The sequence below is a fragment of the Streptomyces griseoluteus genome (genome assembly GCF_004784465.1).
In the GTDB taxonomy this organism is placed as follows: domain Bacteria; phylum Actinomycetota; class Actinomycetes; order Streptomycetales; family Streptomycetaceae; genus Streptomyces; species Streptomyces griseoluteus.
Genome location: NZ_SRRU01000003.1, coordinates 220,826 through 236,654, shown reverse-complemented (window position 1 = coordinate 236,654; position 15,829 = coordinate 220,826). Strand labels below are relative to the sequence as shown.

Genomic DNA, 15,829 nt, shown 5'->3' with positions numbered 1-15,829 from the left:
CTCAGTCCGCCGGGGGCAGCTCCCCGGAGCCCCGCGTGATCAGGCGGGTCGGCAGTTCGATGCGTTCCGGGGTGCCGGGGGCGCCGTCGAGGCGCTGGAAGAGGCGGTCGGCGGCGGTACGGCCGAGCGCGGCCGCGTCCTGCGCGACCACGGTCACGCCCGGCTGGAGCAGGTCGGCCAGCTCGAAGTCGTCGAACCCGACCAGGGCGACCGGCCGGTCGCGCTCGGCCAGGACCCGGATCACGGTGACCGTCACCCGGTTGTTGCCGGTGAAGACGGCGGTCACCGGGTCGGGCCCGGCGAGCATCTCCTCCGTGGCCCGCCGCACCCGCTCCGGATCGGTCGCGCCCAGCGACATCCAGCCCTCCGCGACCGGTATCCCCGCCTCCTCCATCGCCGCCCGGTAGCCGCGCAGCCGCTCGGCGGCCGTGTGGATGCGGGGCATGTCGCCGATGAAGCCGATCCTGCGGTGGCCGTGCGCGATCAGATGGGCCACCCCGTCACGGGCGCCGCCGAAGTTGTCCGACAGGACCACGTCCGCGTCGATGCCCCCGGCCGGCCGGTCCACGAACACCGTGGCCACGCCCGCCCGGATCTCCGGCTCCAGATAGCGGTGGTCGTCCCCGGCCGGGATCACCACCAGGCCGTCCACCCGCCGCGCGCACAGAGCGAGCGCCAACTCCTGTTCGCGCTCCGGGTCCTCTGCGCTGGACCCGTTGATGAGCAGCGCCCCGTGGGCGCGGGCCACCTCCTCGACGGCACGGCTGAGCGGCCCGTAGAAGGGGTCCGCGAGGTCCTCCAGCACCAGGCCGATGCTCGCCGTACGGCCCTTGCGCAGCACCCGCGCGCTGTCGTTGCGCCGGAAGCCCAGCGCCTCGATCGCTTCCCGGACCCGCCGCTCGGTGTCCGGGGTGACGCCCGCCTCGCCGTTGACCACGCGGGACACCGTCTTCAGGCCGACCCCGGCCCGCGCGGCCACGTCCTTCATGGTGGGCCGGTTGCCGTAACGGCTGCCGTTGGCGCGGTCTGCTCGGCGGGTGGTCTCGGGCACGGTGCGGTGTCCTGTCCTGTTGTCCGGGGGTATCGCGGGGTGGTGCGGGCAATCAAAGGCCGGTACAAGCGTGTGGCGTCGAGCATAGAGCCTGGACAACGTTGTCAGGTGCGCGAGAGACTGTCCACCGCCGTCCCGGCCCGCGCCCCCACCGCGACCAGGCCGGGGAGGCCCACCGGATCACCAGCTACGGCTCGACGGGGAGACCAGACTCAGATGCACACCGACCTCGTGGCGGCCCTGGACATCGGCGGTACCAAGATCGCCGGTGCGCTGGTGGACGGCCATGGCCGGATTCAGGCGCGCACCCAGCTCCCGACGCCCGCGCGACAGGATGGCGAAACGGTCATGCAGGCCGTCGGGCAGGTGCTCGGCGACCTCGCCGCCTCGCCGTTGTGGGGACGCGCCTCCGTGATCGGCATCGGCAGCGCCGGGCCGGTGGACGCCTCGGCGGGCACCGTGAGCCCGGTCAACGTGCCGGGCTGGCGCGGCTTCCCGCTGGTCGAGCGGGTACGCGCGGCCACGGGCGGCCTGCCGGTCGAGCTGATCGGCGACGGGGTCGCCATCACCGCCGCCGAGCACTGGCAGGGCGCCGCGCGCGGCCACGACAACGCCCTGTGCATGGTGGTCTCCACCGGCGTCGGCGGCGGACTGGTCCTCGGCGGCCGGCTGCACCCCGGCCCCACCGGCAACGCCGGTCACATCGGCCACATCAGTGTCGACCTGGACGGCGAACCGTGCCCCTGCGGTGCGCGCGGCTGTGTGGAGGGCCTGGCCAGCGGCCCCAACATCGCCCGCCGCGCCCTGGCCGACGGCTGGCTGCCCGGCCCGGACGGCGACACCTCCGCCGCCGCCGTCGCGCACGCGGCCCGCCGGGGCGACCCGGTCGCCGTGGCCTCCTTCGAGCGGGCCGCGCAGGCCCTCGCGGCCGGGATCGCGGCCACCGCGACCCTGGTCGAGATCGACATCGCGGTGATCGGCGGCGGCGTCGGCAAGGCGGGCGACGTGCTGTTCGCCCCGCTGCGCAAGGCCCTCGCGGACTACGCCACCCTCTCCTTCGTCCAGCGGCTCACCGTGGTCCCCGCCCAGATGGGCACCGACGCCGGGCTGGTCGGGGCGGCGGCCGCCGCGCTGGCCCTCAGGCCGGACACCACCGCCGCCGGAGTCTGACAGCCGCGCGTGGCCACGGGGCGGCACCCCCGTGGCCACGGCCGGTTCAGCAGCTCAGCCGGGCGTCCGCCCAGTCCGCGTGGTCGGAGTCGATGCCGTCGCCCCCGTCGGTGACGACCAGCCGCACCACCTGCGCGCCGGTGACCTCGGCGGTGAGCGGCCGGGCGGGGTCGGCGTTGGTCAGCACGCCCGTCGAGGCGGCCTTCACCCCGTCCGCCCAGACCTCGAACGACACGCTGCCCTTCGCGCCCTTCTCGTCGTCCACGCCCACCTGGGCGGTGACCTTCGAGCAGTGCCGCCCGGCGTAGTAGGCGACCTCACTGGCCGCGTGCACCCCGAGCCCCTTGGCGTACACCGTGGAGCCGACGGTGAGCGGGGAGCCGTCGCCCGCCGCGTCCTCCCCGTTGCTGGTGTCCCGCTCCACCGGCCCCCACCCGCTGACGGCGGACAGCCACGGCAGATCACTCAGGTACGAGGACCCGGCAGGCGGCGGCACCACCACGGACGCGGTCACCGGCAGCTCACTGGTGACCCGCTCCCCGGCCGGCGAGCGGTACCGCACGCGCAGGGAGAAGGCGTACGACCCCACCGGCGTCCCCTGCGGCGCCGTCACCCGCCAACGGGTGCGCAGGGAAGCCCCGCCCGGCAGGCCGGCCGCCGTGGCCGGGGACACGGCGCGTACGGTCCAGCCGTCCGGGCCGGTCAGCGCGGCCGAGACCTCGCGGGCCGGGGTGCGGCCCAGGTCGGTGACGCTGGTGGTGAGTGTGGCCGGGGTGTCCCGCTCGATGAACGGGGCTTCGTCCAGGCCGAGTTCGACGGCCGGCGGATGCTCGGCCCAGTGGCCGTCGGCCGACACCCGGAGCAGGACGGTGCCGTGGGCCGGGACGGTGGCCGCGATGGTGCCCGCCGTGTTGGCGTCCCGGTGCTGCCAGAGGTCCCGCTGGGTGTAGCCGGGGGCGCGGGGCAGGCCCACGGCGGCGGCGGTGGTGGCGACGCGCTGCGCGGTCCCGGTCTCGTTGAACAGGGCGACCGCGCGGCTGCCGTCCGCCATCTCCTTGGCGACCACCCAGCGCCCGCCCGCGCTGGAGACCACCGTGCCCTGCCGGCCCAGCGGGTCCTGGTCGACCGCGATGACCTCCTTGTTGCCCAGGATGTCCAGGGTGGCGGGGGACGCGGTGCGCAGGTCGGTGCCGATGAGCAGCGGGGCCGCCATGACCGCCCAGAGCGAGAAGTGGGAGCGGTACTCGGTGTCGGTCATCCCGCCGTTGCCGACCTCCAGCATGTCGGGGTCGTTCCAGTGGCCCGGACCGGCGTACGGGGCGAGGGGGAGGTTCTGCTTGAGGATGGAGAGCATCGAGCCCCAGTTGTCGCTGATGTCCCCGGTGGTGCGCCAGAGCTGGCCCACGTCGGCGGCCCACTCCCAGGGCTTGTTCTCGCCCCACTCGCAGATGCTGTAGACGATGGGCCGTCCGGTGGCCCGCAGGGCGTCGCGCATGGTGCGGTAGCGCTGCCGAGCGTCCACGCCCTGGTTGTTGCAGTTGTCGTACTTCAGGTAGTCCACGCCCCAGTCGGCGAACTGCCGGGCGTCGCTCTCCTCGTGGCCCAGCGCGCCGGGGAAGCCCGCGCCGTCGCAGGTCTTGGTGCCCGCGCTGGTGTAGATACCGAGCTTCAGACCCTTGGCGTGGACGTAGTCCGCGACCGCCGTGATGCCGTGCGGGAAGCGGGCCGGGTCCGGCACCAGCCTGCCGTCGGCGTCGCGCTGGGGGAGCGCCCAGCAGTCGTCGAGATTGACGTACTGGTACCCGGCGTCCTTGAGGCCCTTGGACACGAAGAGGTCGGCGATGCCCTTGACCATGTCCTCGTTGAACTCGGCCCGGCAGTGCGTGGAGTTCCAGTTGTTGAAGCCCATCGGCGGGGTGGGCGCCAGGCCCTCGGCAGGCGCCGCGGGAGGGGGCGCGGCCGTGGCCGGGGCGGCGACACCGCCCGCGCTCAGCAGCGCCGTCAGGAACAAGGCGGCTGCTCGGATGCGGTGCGTGCGGGGACGAGGGTGACGCATCGTCGACGTTCCTCCGGCTCGCGGCAGACAGGGACGGGCACCGGTGCGCGATCACGGTAGAACGTGTCCGACTCTGTTGGAAGGGGTGGGACAGCGGCGTTCGATCCTGTTGCTTCGGCTGGCCGAAATACGTACAGCGTGACCCCTCGGGCCGTCCGGCAGTTGATCACGGCATGAAGAAGCGCAGCATGCTCGCCATCGCCAGCCTCGCCACCGGATTCGTGGTGGCCGGCCTCACTCCGTCCCACGCCGCCGAGAACGCCGGGCTGAGCGACCTCAAGGTGGACGACACCCTGAGCACCGTCGACCACATCGTGAGCCAGGACAGCTTCGACGTGGACGAGGGCGCGCTCGGCCGGTAACGGCCGGAACCGACCGTCGGCACGGTGCCGGGGACCCCGCCCCAGGGGCCCCGGCACCGTGCTGTGCGCCCTCAACTGCGCGTGGTTTCCGTGCCAGGGTGGAACGGGCAAGCCCCAGGGGGCCAACAGAAGAGGGGGAACCGTGACCGTCGTCTGGATCAACGGCGCGTTCGGTGCGGGCAAGACCACCACCGCACGGGAATTGATCGAACTGATCCCGAACAGCACGCTCTTCGACCCCGAGCTGATCGGCGCGGAGCTCCTGCGCCTGCTGCCGGCCAAGCGCCTCGCCGAGGTCGACGACTTCCAGGACCTGCCGATCTGGCGCCGTCTGGTGATCGACACCGCCGCCGCGCTCCTCGCCGAGATGGGCGGGACCCTGGTGGTCCCCATGACCCTGCTGCGCCAGGAGTACCGCGACGAGATATTCGGCGGCCTCGCCGCCCGCCGGATCTCCGTGCGCCATCTGCTGCTCACCCCGGCCGAAACGATTTTGCGCCAGCGCATCGCCGGACGGGAGCCCTCGCCGGGCGTGCCCGACGCCGAGATGCGCGAGCGGCAGTGGGCCTACGACCACATCGAGCCCTACCGCGCGGCCCTCGCGTCCTGGCTCACGGCCGACGCGTACCCCATCGACACCAGCGGACTCACGCCGTACCAGAGCGCCGTCCGGATCACCGAGGCCGTGGGGAGCGGGGCGGCCCGGCCGTGCGAGATCGTGCAGACACCCGAGCCGGCCGGGGAGACCCTGGCCGCCGGGGTGCTGCTCTTCGACGCGGAGGACCGGGTGCTGCTGGTCGATCCGACCTACAAGCCGGGGTGGGAGTTCCCCGGCGGGGTGGTCGAGCGGGGGGAGGCCCCGGCCCGCGCCGGGATGCGGGAGGTCGCCGAGGAGGTCGGGATCCGGCTGCGGGAGGTGCCCCGCCTGCTGGTGGTCGACTGGGAGCGGCCCGCCCCGCCCGGCCACGGCGGCCTCCGGCTGCTCTTCGACGGCGGCCGGCTCGGCCCCGACGAGGCCGCCGGAGTACTGCTGCCCGGACCGGAGTTGCGTGCCTGGCGCTTCGCCACCGAACGCGAGGCCGCCACCATGCTCCCGCCCGTCCGCTACGAGCGCCTCCGCTGGGCCCTCAGAGCCCGGGAACGCGGCGCCGCGCTGTACCTGGAGGCGGGCGTCCCGGTCGGCTGAGCGGGGTGCGACGACGGTGCGCCCCCGCCCCGACGGGAACGCACCGTCGCCGACTTGTTCAGTTCGCCGCGTAGTTGTTCAGGAACAGGGCCTCCGCGACCGAGAGGCGCTCCAGTTCCCCGGGGGAGACGCTCTCGTTGACCGCGTGGATCTGGGCCTCCGGCTCGCTCAGGCCGATGAGCAGGATCTCGGCCTCGGGGTAGAGCCCGGCGAGGGTGTTGCAGAGCGGGATCGAGCCGCCCTGGCCCGCGTACTGCATGGTCTCGCCCGGGTAGGCGACCGCCATCGCGTCGGCCATCGCCTGGTAGGCGGGGCTCGTGGTGTCGGCGCGGAACGGCTGGCCCTGGCCGACGTGCTCGATGCTCACCCGCGCGCCCCACGGCGCATGGGTCTCCAGGTGGGCGGTGAGCAGCTTGGTCGCCTCGGCGGCGTCCACGCCCGGCGGCACCCGGAGGCTGATCTGCGCGCGGGCGCTGGACTGCACGGACGGGGTGGCGCCCACGACCGGCGGGCAGTCGATGCCGATGACGGTCACGGCCGGCCGCGCCCACAGGCGGTCGGCCACCGTGCCGTCACCGATCAGCCCGACGCCGTCCAGCACCTTGGCGTCCGAGCGGAACTGCTCCTCGCCGTACTCCAGGCCCTCCCAGCGGGCGTCGGCCGTCAGACCGTCCACCGTCGTCGAACCGTCCTCGGCGCGCAGCGAGTCCAGCAGGCGGATCAGCGCGGCGAGCGCGTCCGGGGCGGCGCCGCCGAACTGGCCCGAGTGCAGGTTCCCGGCCAGGGTGTCGACCTGGACCCGGAGCATCGTCATACCGCGCAGGGTGGTGGTCGCCGTCGGCAGGCCCACCCGGAAGTTGCCAGTGTCGCCGATCACGATGGTGTCCGCCGACAGCAGCTCCGGGTGCGCCTCCGCGTACCGCTCCAGGCCGCCCGTCCCCTGCTCCTCGGAGCCCTCCGCGATGACCTTGACGTGCACCGGCACCCCGCCGTTCGCCTTCAGCGCGCGCAGCGCCAGCAGGTGCATGATCAGGCCGCCCTTGCAGTCGGCCGCGCCGCGCCCGTACCAGCGGCCGTCCCGCTCGGTCAGCTCGAACGGGGGCGTGGTCCAGCCGGCCTCGTCCAGCGGGGGCTGCACGTCGTAGTGGGCGTAGAGCAGCACGGTCTTCGCGCCCTCGGGGCCGGGCAGGTAGCCGTACACCGACTGGGTGCCGTCGGGGGTGTCCAGAAGTGCCACGTCGGTGAAGCCGTCGGCGGTGAGCGCGTCCACGATCCAGTTCGCGGCGCCCTCGCTCTCGCTCCGCGGGAACTGCTCGAAGTCCGCCACCGACCTGAAGGCGACCAGCTCGGTCAGCTCCGCCTTGGCGCGGGGCATCAGCGAGGCGACGGTCTCGGCGACCGGATTCGACGACATGGGCACGACTCCTCGTGGGTTACGACGTTGAACTGCTGGAATACACCGATCCTCCCACAGCGGCCCACGCCGGGGACCGGCCGTAGGATGCGTGGGACATGGGGGTCCCCCGCCCCGTGTCAGCGGTGCACCGGGGGAGCGGCAGCGGCTTGATCGGAGCGATGGACCATCGTGAGCGGCGAGAACACTTCGGCGGAGGATGAGCGGCGGGTCTGGGACGTCGTCGTGGTCGGCGCGGGACCCGCGGGCGCCTCGGCGGCCTACGCGGCGGCCGTCGCCGGCCGCCGGGTGCTGATCCTGGAGAAGGCGGAACTGCCCCGCTACAAGACGTGCGGCGGCGGCATCATCGGCCCCTCCCGTGACGCGCTCCCGCCCGGTTTCGAACTCCCCTTCAAGGACCGGGTGCACGCGGTCACCTTCTCCCACAACGGCCGTTTCGCCCGGACCCGCCGCTCCCGGCAGATGCTGTTCGGGCTGATCAACCGGCCCGAGTTCGACCAGCGCCTGGTGGAGCACGCCCAGAAGGCGGGCGCGGAGGTGCGCACCGGCGTCACCGTGCAGCGCGTGGAGCAGCACGGCTCGGCCGTCCCCGACCGGCGCACCGTCGCCGTGGTCCTGCAGAACGGCGAGACGGTACTGGCCCACGCGGTCGTCGGCGCCGACGGCAGCGCCAGCCGGATAGGGGCCCATGTCGGGGTCAAGCTCGACCAGGTCGACCTCGGTCTGGAGGCCGAGATCCCGGTGCCGGACACCGTCGCCGAGGACTGGAAGGGCCGCGTCCTCATCGACTGGGGCCCGCTGCCCGGCAGTTACGGCTGGGTCTTCCCCAAGGGCGACACGCTCACCGTCGGTGTGATCTCCGCGCGGGGTGAAGGAGCGGCCACCAAGCGGTACTTGGAGGACTTCATCGCCCGGCTGGGTCTCGCCGGCTTCGAACCGAGCATCTCCTCCGGGCACTTGACCCGCTGCCGTGCCGACGACTCGCCGCTCTCCCGCGGCCGGGTGCTGGTCTGCGGGGACGCGGCCGGACTGCTGGAGCCCTGGACCCGTGAGGGCATCTCCTTCGCACTGCGCTCCGGGCGCCTGGCGGGGGAGTGGGCGGTACGGATCGCCGAGGCCCACGACGCGGTCGACACCCGTCGGCAGGCCCTGAACTACGCCTTCGCCATCAAGGCGGGGCTCGGCGTGGAGATGAGTGTCGGCAAGCGGCTGCTGGCCGCCTTCGAGCGCCGTCCCGGTGTCTTCCACGCCGGAATCACCGGGTTCCGGCCCGCGTGGAAGGCGTTCCGGGACATCACCACCGGCGCGACGACGCTGGGGGAGATGGTCAGGTCCCGTCCGCTGGCCCAGCGGGCGTTGGCCGCGCTGGACCGGGGGCGGAGCGCGCCGGACGTCCCGGCCGAACAGCCGGAGCAGCCCGAACGGGGGGACACCGTCAGTCCGTGACGGTGAGCACCGTCAGTCGGTGACGGTGATCCGGAACACCGGGTGGTCGGAGGCGGCCGCGAGGATCTCCGCGTCGGAGCTGCTCGCGGTCACCCCGGCGAAGTACTTGTCGACCTGCCAGCCCCAGCGCTCCAGGTAGGTCCGCAGGATCGGGAGCTTCTCGTCGTCGGGCAGCTCCACCGCGCGGAACGGCCGCACCTTCCGGCCGACCCGCAGCTCACCGCCGTGCGCCGCGCGCATGTTGCGCACCCACTGGGAGTGGCCGCGCGCCGAGACGAGGTACTGCCGGCCCTCGCAGGTGTGCGGGTTGACCGGGATGCGCTGCATCTCGCCGCTCTTGCGGCCGCGCACCGACAGCTCCGCGCTGCCCGCGAGGCTGACACCGAGACGGGCGAGCTTGCCGACCAGTCCGTTGAACCACGTACCGAGCGGGCTTGCCTTCAGGTAGTACGGCGCGGACGACATGACGACCCCCAGGGGTTCGGGAGAGCGGTGCTCTCGCTTCTGGTGTCCAGTCTGCCGAGATCGGTGCTCTCATGCAAGAGCAGTGCTCTGCTTTGTGTGCAGTGCTCCGTCGCGTGGCACACTGACCCGCATGAGCACCGCAGAGGGCGCCCGCGCGCGGGCCAGGACCGAGGTCACCGCGGCCATCAAGGACGAGGCCCGCAGACAGCTCGCCGCCGAGGGCGCGGCCAAGCTCTCGCTGCGCGCCGTGGCCCGCGAGCTGGGCATGGTGTCCTCCGCGCTCTACCGGTACTTCCCGAGCCGCGACGACCTGCTGACCGCGCTGATCATCGATGCCTACGATTCGCTGGGCGAGGCGGTGGAAACCGCCCACGCGGCTGTCCCGGCGGGGGAGTTCCTGCGCCGCTGGACGGTCGCCTGCGAGGCGGTACGCGTATGGGCGCTGGCCCACCCGCACGAGTACGCCCTGATCTACGGCTCGCCCGTACCCGGATACGCCGCCCCCGCCACCACCATCCCGTCCGCCGCGCGGGTCGCCATGGTGCTGATCGGTGTCGTCCGCGACGCCGACCGGGGGCCCGGCCTCCCCGGGCTGTCGCTCCCCGCCGAGCTGCGGTGCGAGGCCGAGCGCATGGCGGCCGAGATCGCTCCTGAGCTGCCGGTGGAGGCCGCGCCCGCCATGGTCGCCGCCTGGGCGGAGTTGTTCGGGCTGGTCGGCTTCGAGTTGTTCGGGCAGTTCGAGCAGGTGGTGCTCGACCGCGAGCGCTTCTTCCGGCACGCGGTGACCCGGCTCGGTGCGAGCGTGGGCCTGCCCGCCTGATCCGCGGGGCTCAGACGGCCAGCACCCGCACGCCCGCCTCCTCGAACCGGCGCACCGTCTCCGGGGCGACCGAGGTGTCCGTCACCAGGGTGGTGACCGTCTCCGGGCCGCAGATCCGGGCGAACGCCCGCCGCTCCAGCTTGCTGGAGTCGGCCGCGACCACCACCCGCTCCGCGCGCTCGCACAGCAGCCGGTTGACCGCCGCCTCCGACTCGTCGTGCGCCGCCGCACCGTGCACCGGGTCGAAGGCGCCCACCCCGAGCACCGCCACGTCCAGCGTGACCCCGCCGAGCACCCCGTCCGCGAGCGGCCCGACCAGCTCGAACGACTGCGGACGCGCGACCCCGCCGGTCACCACGATCTTGAACTGCGGCCGTACGGCGAGTTCCCCCGCGATGTTGAGCGCGTTGGTGACCACGGTCAACGCGGGCGAGCCGGCGGCCAGATCGGGACGCACGGCCAGTGCGCGGGCCACCTCCGTGGTCGTCGTGCCCCCGGTCAGCCCCACCGCCTCGCCCGGCGCCACCAGATCCGCCACCGCCGCCGCGATCCGCTGCTTCTCGGAGGCGTGCCGGGCCGTCTTGTAGCGGAGCGGCAGCTCGTACGACACCCCGTGCGCCACCGCCCCGCCCCGCGTCCGTACGAGCATCCGCTGCTCGGCCAGGCCGTCGAGGTCCCGGCGGATGGTCGCCGCCGACACCGCCAGCTCGGCCGCCGCCTCCTCCACCTCCAGCCGGCCCCGCTCCGCGAGGAGTTCCAGCAGTGCCTGCCAGCGGGTCTCCCGCGCCATCGGGTCTCCGTTCCTGTGATCTCCCGGCGACCCTAACGCACCGGCGATTCCCGTCCCGATGCTTGATCGTGCTCGAAAGTCGGCAGTATCTTGCACGAACGATCAGCCTGGGGAGGGTGTGGCATGAGCCATGTCGAGGACGAGCTGAACAGTCAGCCGGAGTGCTGGGAGCGGGCGGCGCGGGAGGCGGGCCCGTACCGGGCGGCCCTGCCGGTGCCGGGGGAGCGGGTCGCGGTCGTCGGCTGCGGGACCTCGTACTTCATGGCGCAGGCCGTGGCGGCGCTGCGCGAGGACGCCGGACAGGGCGAGACGGACGCCTTCGCCGCCTCGGAGTTCCCGCGCGGCCGGTCCTACGACCAGGTCATCGCCCTCACCCGCTCGGGTACCACCACCGAAGTGCTGGATCTGCTGGCCCAGTTGAAGGGCACAGCACGCACCACCGCGATCACCGCCGATCCCGAGACGCCCATACGGCGGGCTGCCGACGATCTCGTGGTCCTCGACCACGCCGACGAACGCTCCGTCGTCCAGACCCGGTTCGCCACCACCGCCCTCACCCTGCTCCGTGCCCACCTGGGGCTGCACACCCCGGCCGCCGTTACCGACGCCCGCGCGGCCCTCACCGTCCCGCTGCCCCACGGGCTCGTGGAGCGACGGGAGTTCACCTTCCTCGGCCGGGGCTGGACCGTGGGACTGGCGAACGAGGCAGCGCTGAAGATGCGCGAGGCATCACTGTCCTGGACCGAGGCGTACCCGGCGATGGAGTACCGGCACGGCCCGATCAGCATCAGCGCCCAGGACACCGCGACCTGGACGCTCGGCCCGGCCCCCGAGGGGCTCGCCGAACAGGTCCGAGCGACCGGCGCGTTGTGGATCGAGGGCGGACTCGACCCGCTCGCCGAACTGATCCGCGTCCAGCGTCTCGCCGTCGCCGTGGCCGCCGCCCGGGGACTCGACCCCGACCGGCCGCGCCACCTCACGCGCTCGGTGATCCTCACCCCCTGAACACGGAAGGGAGCAGCCGCCGTGCCCCTCACCACCACCGGTGAACTGATCATCCGAGCAGCCCGACTCCGCACCGCCGTGGCCGCGTTCAACATCATCACCCTCGAACACATCGAGGCCGTCATCGCGGGAGCCGAGACGGCCGGAGCGCCCGTCGTGCTCCAAGTGAGCCAGAACGCGGTCAAGTTCAGGAACGGTGACCTCCGGCCCCTCGCCCGCGCCGCCGTCGCCGCCGCCGAACAGGCCGCCGCACCCGTGGCGTTGCACCTCGACCACGTCCACAGCGACGACCTCCTGCGCCGCGCCCCGGACGCCGGATTCAGCTCGGTGATGTATGACGCCGCCCGCCTGCCCTACGCCGAGAACCTGGCCGCCACCCACACGGCCGCCGACTGGGCGCATGCCCAAGGTCTCTGGATCGAGGCCGAGTTGGGCCAGATAGGCGGCAAGGACGGCAGACCCCCGCTGGACGCCCACGCCCCCGGCGCCCGTACCGACCCCGTGGAGGCGCGGGACTTCGTCGCGCGGACCGGTGTCGACGCGCTGGCCGTGGCCGTGGGCAGCACCCACGCCATGACCACCCGTACCGCCGCCCTGGACCACGTTCTGCTCAAGCGGCTCGCCGCCGAACTGGCCGTACCCCTGGTGCTGCACGGCTCCTCGGGCGTGCCGGACGACGAGCTGGTCAGGGCGGTCGAGGGCGGCATCGGCAAGGTCAACGTCGGCACCGCCCTCAATACGGCCCTCACCCGAGCGGTCCGCGAGCACCTCGGCCGGCACCCCGAGACCGTCGACCCCCGCACCTACCTCGCCGGCGGCCGCACGGCCATGGCCGACGAGGTGGCCCGGATCATCCGCGTACTCGGGCGCGCCGGCGCTAACCCTTCCTGACCGCCTTCAGCACCACGAACTTCGGGTCGCTGGCCACCAGTTCACAGTTGCCGAACAGCCGCTTCAGCTTCACGTGGTAGCCCAGGTGCCGGTTGCCGATCACCCACAGCTCGCCGCCCGGCCGCAGCGCGCGCTCGGCGCCGGTGAACATCCGCCAGGACGTGGCGTCGCTGGTGGCCTGGTGGGAGTGGAAGGGCGGGTTGTTCAGCACCAGGTCCACGCTGCCGGACGCCACCCCGGCCAGCCCGTCCCCGACCCGGAACTCCGCGTGCCCCGGCACCCCGTTCGCCTTGTACGTGGCCTCGGCCGAGGCCACGGCCTGGAACGACTCGTCCACGAACAGGACCTCGGCCTCCGGGTCCGCCAGCGCCACCGCCGTACCCACCACGCCGTTGCCGCAGCCGAGGTCCACCACCCGGCGGCCGTGCGTCTCGGGCAGATGCCCCAGGAAGAACCGGGTGCCGATGTCCAGCCGGTCGGCGCAGAAGACACCCGCGTGATTGACCACCGGCCGCCCCGAGGCCGCCCCGATCCCGTCGGGCAGGGTGTAGCCGTAGGGCCAGGGGTTGTCCGGCGTGACGAGCGAGGGGTCCGGGGCGCAGAAGATCAGCCGGGCCTTCTGCTCGGCCAGCGAGGTGCGCGTCGGCCCGAGAACGCGCTCGAACAGTTTGAGGGTGGAGGTGTGGATCTCCTTCACCATGCCGGTGCCGATCACCACCGTCCCCGCGTGCACCGAGGGGGCCAGCCGCAGCAGCTGGTCCTCCAGCAGCGCCAGGCTCTTGGGCACCCGCACCAGCAGCACGTCCACCCGCTCCGGCACCGGGTCCTGCGTGGTCAGCAGCCGTACCGCGCCGGGACCGACCCCGGCCCGCCCCAGGTTGGCCCGCGTGGCCTCCTGGCTCAGGAAGGAGTCGGTGATCTGCGTGGGCCGGTGCGCGGCGAGCGCCGTCGCCAGTGCGCCCCAGCGGTCGCCGAGCACCACGACCTCGCCCGACAGATCCACCCCTTCCCCGGCCAGATGCCGCAGCAGATACGCGTCGGAGGCGTCCCAGGCACGCAGCCGGTCGCGGGGGTCGTCGGGGAAACGGGACAGCTCGGTCTCGCCCCACGGAGTCGTCATGCGGTCGTTCATCGCCCCCCAGGCTAGCCGAGCCCCAGCTCAGGCCCGGTCGGGCGCTCAGGGGGGAAAATGAGGGCATGGACGTGGAACTCTTTCCCAGGGAGCGGGCCGAAGCCGCGCCGGGCGCCGTGCACGTCCCGCACTGGCTGGACGCGGACCGGCAGCGCGCGCTGCTCACCGCCTGCCGCGAGTGGGCCCGTCCGCCGGCCGGACTGCGCACCGTCCGCACCCCCGGCGGCGGCACCATGACCGCCCGGCAGGTGTGCCTCGGCTGGCACTGGTACCCGTACGCCTACGCCCGCACGGTCGTCGACGGCGACAACGCCCCCGTTAAGCCCTTCCCGGCCTGGCTCGACGAGCTGGCCCGGAACGCGGTCGCCGACGCCCTCGGCCCGGAGGCGGTCCCCGGCGACCCCTACGACATCGCCCTGATCAACTTCTACGACGGCGACGCCCGCATGGGCATGCACCGCGACGGCGACGAACGCTCCGAGGCCCCGGTGGTCTCCCTCAGCCTGGGCGACACCTGTGTGTTCCGCTTCGGCAACACCGAGACCCGAACCCGCCCCTACACGGACGTGGAGCTGCGCAGCGGTGACCTCTTCGTCTTCGGCGGCCCCTCCCGCCTCGCCTTCCACGGCGTCCCGCGCGTGCTCCCCGGCACCGCGCCGGCCTGGCTGGGGCTGACCGGACGGCTCAACATCACCCTGCGCGTGAGCGGCCTGGCCGCCCCCGCCGGCTGACCATGTCACATCGGTCACGAGACAGGTCACGACCGGAGCGGATCATGCGAGACTCGCCCCCATGAGCGGCATGGCGGACCCCCGGAAGGCGGGGGCAGGACCCATCTCACGGGCGCGGCTGGACCGGGGACGCGGTGCCCTCGGCCCCGCGCTGGAGCTGGTGCACACCGGACGTGCCCCGACCCGTGCCGTGCTCACCGCGGAACTCGGCGTCACCCGCGCCACCGCCGGTGCCGTCGCCGCCGAACTGGAGGCGCTCGGCCTGATCAGGGTCGACGCCCGCCCCAGCGCCCCCGCCGGTTCCCAGGGCCGCCCCTCGCACCGGCTGGAGGTCGCCGAGGACGGGCCCGTCGCGCTGGCCGCGCAAGTGCACACGGACGGCTTCCGGGCCGCCCTGGTCGGCCTCGGCGGACGGATCGTGGCGACCACGCCCGGCTGCGAGACCGTCGACGCCGACCCGGCCAAGGTGCTCGGCGCGGTGGTGGAGGCGGGCGCCGACCTGCTGCGGGCCACGGGCCGCCGCTGCGTGGGCGCCGGGCTCGCCGTGCCGTCCGCCGTCGCCGAACCCGACGGGCTCGCCCTCAACCCCCTCCACCTGGCCTGGCCGGCCGGGGAACCGGTGCGCCGCATCTTCGCCGGCCTCGTGCACGCCGCCGGGATCACCGGGCCCGCCTTCGCGGGCAACGACGTCAACCTCGCCGCCCTCGCCGAACACCGGCACGGCGCGGGCCGGGGCGCCCGGCACCTGCTGTGCGTGGCCACCGGGCACCGGGGTGTCGGCGGCGCGCTCGTCCTCGACGGCCGCCTGCACACCGGCAGTTCGGGCCTCGCCCTGGAGGTCGGCCACCTCACCGTCAACCCCGAGGGCCGCGTGTGCCACTGCGGGAGCCGGGGCTGTCTCGACGTCGAGGCCGACCCGCTCGCCCTCCTCGTGGAGGCCGGACTCGACCCCGGCCCCGAGGTGTCCCTCCTCGCCCAGGCCGACGACCTGCTGCGGACCCGGTACGCCGAGCCTGCCGTACGCGCCGCCGCCGAGACGCTGATCGACCGGCTCGGACTGGGGCTGGCAGGGCTGGTCAACATCCTCAACCCCGACCGCGTCATCCTCGGCGGACTGCACCGGAGCCTGCTCAACGCCGACCCCGAGCGGCTGCGCGCCGTCGTCGCCGAGCGCAGCCTGTGGGGGCAGAGCGGCAGCGTGCCCATACTGCCGTGCACCCTGGACCACGACAGCCTGGTCGGCGCCGCCGAACTCGCCTGGCAGCCGGTGCTCGACGACCCGCTGGCGGCCCTGCGGTGACGGCGGCCCG

General features: G+C 73.6%; 15 protein-coding genes. 9 read left to right on the top strand and 6 right to left on the bottom strand.

Annotated elements, in window-relative coordinates; all coding sequences use genetic code 11:
- Position 1: 1 nt before the first annotated feature.
- Positions 2-1,051, bottom strand: a complete 1,050-nt coding sequence (locus E5082_RS09885; protein ID WP_135790905.1) for a LacI family DNA-binding transcriptional regulator — start codon at positions 1,049-1,051, stop codon at positions 2-4.
- Positions 1,052-1,267: 216 nt separating this feature from the next.
- On the opposite strand from E5082_RS09885, the gene E5082_RS09880 reads away from it, so the two are divergent.
- The gene (locus tag E5082_RS09880; RefSeq protein ID WP_135790904.1) at positions 1,268-2,221 is read left to right on the top strand and encodes an ROK family protein; all 954 of its coding nucleotides are present in this window, start codon (positions 1,268-1,270) and stop codon (positions 2,219-2,221) included.
- A 46-nt stretch (positions 2,222-2,267) separates the two neighbouring features.
- Here the strand turns inward: E5082_RS09880 and E5082_RS09875 are convergent, their stop codons facing one another.
- Positions 2,268-4,277 (bottom strand): NPCBM/NEW2 domain-containing protein, encoded by a 2,010-nt coding sequence (locus E5082_RS09875; protein WP_135790903.1) that lies wholly within the window; start codon positions 4,275-4,277, stop codon positions 2,268-2,270.
- A 173-nt stretch (positions 4,278-4,450) separates the two neighbouring features.
- On the opposite strand from E5082_RS09875, the gene E5082_RS09870 reads away from it, so the two are divergent.
- On the top strand, positions 4,451-4,639 hold the full coding sequence (locus tag E5082_RS09870; RefSeq protein ID WP_135790902.1) for a hypothetical protein: 189 nt from the start codon (positions 4,451-4,453) through the stop codon (positions 4,637-4,639).
- 142 nt (positions 4,640-4,781) lie between these two features.
- The gene (locus tag E5082_RS09865) at positions 4,782-5,825 is read left to right on the top strand and encodes an NUDIX hydrolase (protein ID WP_135790901.1); all 1,044 of its coding nucleotides are present in this window, start codon (positions 4,782-4,784) and stop codon (positions 5,823-5,825) included.
- A gap of 58 nt (positions 5,826-5,883) precedes the next feature.
- Here E5082_RS09865 and E5082_RS09860 read toward each other — a convergent pair whose 3' ends face one another.
- Positions 5,884-7,239, bottom strand: coding sequence for a dipeptidase (locus E5082_RS09860; RefSeq protein ID WP_135790900.1), 1,356 nt, complete (start codon positions 7,237-7,239; stop codon positions 5,884-5,886).
- A 171-nt stretch (positions 7,240-7,410) separates the two neighbouring features.
- On the opposite strand from E5082_RS09860, the gene E5082_RS09855 reads away from it, so the two are divergent.
- Complete coding sequence (locus E5082_RS09855; RefSeq protein ID WP_135790899.1) at positions 7,411-8,685, top strand: geranylgeranyl reductase family protein; 1,275 nt, start codon at positions 7,411-7,413, stop codon at positions 8,683-8,685.
- A gap of 12 nt (positions 8,686-8,697) precedes the next feature.
- On the opposite strand, the gene E5082_RS09850 is transcribed toward E5082_RS09855, so the two are convergent.
- On the bottom strand, positions 8,698-9,150 hold the full coding sequence (locus E5082_RS09850) for a nitroreductase/quinone reductase family protein (protein WP_135790898.1): 453 nt from the start codon (positions 9,148-9,150) through the stop codon (positions 8,698-8,700).
- 130 nt (positions 9,151-9,280) lie between these two features.
- On the opposite strand from E5082_RS09850, the gene E5082_RS09845 reads away from it, so the two are divergent.
- A complete protein-coding gene (locus E5082_RS09845) occupies positions 9,281-9,970 on the top strand; it encodes a TetR/AcrR family transcriptional regulator (protein WP_135790897.1) in 690 nt (229 codons plus the stop codon).
- Positions 9,971-9,980: 10 nt separating this feature from the next.
- Here E5082_RS09845 and E5082_RS09840 read toward each other — a convergent pair whose 3' ends face one another.
- A complete protein-coding gene (locus E5082_RS09840; protein WP_135790896.1) occupies positions 9,981-10,760 on the bottom strand; it encodes a DeoR/GlpR family DNA-binding transcription regulator in 780 nt (259 codons plus the stop codon).
- Positions 10,761-10,883: 123 nt separating this feature from the next.
- Between E5082_RS09840 and E5082_RS09835 the strand changes: the two genes are divergently transcribed.
- The gene (locus E5082_RS09835; RefSeq protein ID WP_135790895.1) at positions 10,884-11,765 is read left to right on the top strand and encodes an SIS domain-containing protein; all 882 of its coding nucleotides are present in this window, start codon (positions 10,884-10,886) and stop codon (positions 11,763-11,765) included.
- 21 nt (positions 11,766-11,786) lie between these two features.
- Positions 11,787-12,656: a class II fructose-bisphosphate aldolase gene (locus E5082_RS09830; protein ID WP_135790894.1), complete on the top strand. Its 870-nt coding sequence runs from the start codon at positions 11,787-11,789 to the stop codon at positions 12,654-12,656.
- Here the strand turns inward: E5082_RS09830 and E5082_RS09825 are convergent.
- The gene (locus E5082_RS09825; RefSeq protein WP_135791212.1) at positions 12,643-13,776 is read right to left on the bottom strand and encodes a methyltransferase; all 1,134 of its coding nucleotides are present in this window, start codon (positions 13,774-13,776) and stop codon (positions 12,643-12,645) included. The genes E5082_RS09830 and E5082_RS09825 overlap by 14 nt on opposite strands.
- Positions 13,777-13,853: 77 nt before the next feature.
- On the opposite strand from E5082_RS09825, the gene E5082_RS09820 reads away from it, so the two are divergent.
- Positions 13,854-14,519 (top strand): alpha-ketoglutarate-dependent dioxygenase AlkB family protein, encoded by a 666-nt coding sequence (locus tag E5082_RS09820; protein ID WP_135790893.1) that lies wholly within the window; start codon positions 13,854-13,856, stop codon positions 14,517-14,519.
- A 61-nt stretch (positions 14,520-14,580) separates the two neighbouring features.
- Positions 14,581-15,819 (top strand): ROK family protein, encoded by a 1,239-nt coding sequence (locus tag E5082_RS09815; RefSeq protein WP_135790892.1) that lies wholly within the window; start codon positions 14,581-14,583, stop codon positions 15,817-15,819.
- Positions 15,820-15,829 lie beyond the last annotated feature (10 nt).

Bases quoted from the DNA above. Each gene is read 5' to 3' on its own strand.
- E5082_RS09880 (WP_135790904.1), top strand. From the start codon at position 1,268: ATGCACACCGACCTCGTGGCGGCCCTGGACATCGGCGGTACCAAGATC.
- E5082_RS09875 (WP_135790903.1), bottom strand. From the start codon at position 4,277: ATGCGTCACCCTCGTCCCCGCACGCACCGCATCCGAGCAGCCGCCTTG.
- E5082_RS09870 (WP_135790902.1), top strand. From the start codon at position 4,451: ATGAAGAAGCGCAGCATGCTCGCCATCGCCAGCCTCGCCACCGGATTC.
- E5082_RS09860 (WP_135790900.1), bottom strand. From the start codon at position 7,239: ATGTCGTCGAATCCGGTCGCCGAGACCGTCGCCTCGCTGATGCCCCGC.
- E5082_RS09850 (WP_135790898.1), bottom strand. From the start codon at position 9,150: ATGTCGTCCGCGCCGTACTACCTGAAGGCAAGCCCGCTCGGTACGTGG.
- E5082_RS09845 (WP_135790897.1), top strand. From the start codon at position 9,281: ATGAGCACCGCAGAGGGCGCCCGCGCGCGGGCCAGGACCGAGGTCACC.
- E5082_RS09840 (WP_135790896.1), bottom strand. From the start codon at position 10,760: ATGGCGCGGGAGACCCGCTGGCAGGCACTGCTGGAACTCCTCGCGGAG.
- E5082_RS09835 (WP_135790895.1), top strand. From the start codon at position 10,884: ATGAGCCATGTCGAGGACGAGCTGAACAGTCAGCCGGAGTGCTGGGAG.
- E5082_RS09825 (WP_135791212.1), bottom strand. From the start codon at position 13,776: ATGACGACTCCGTGGGGCGAGACCGAGCTGTCCCGTTTCCCCGACGAC.
- E5082_RS09820 (WP_135790893.1), top strand. From the start codon at position 13,854: ATGGACGTGGAACTCTTTCCCAGGGAGCGGGCCGAAGCCGCGCCGGGC.
- E5082_RS09815 (WP_135790892.1), top strand. From the start codon at position 14,581: ATGAGCGGCATGGCGGACCCCCGGAAGGCGGGGGCAGGACCCATCTCA.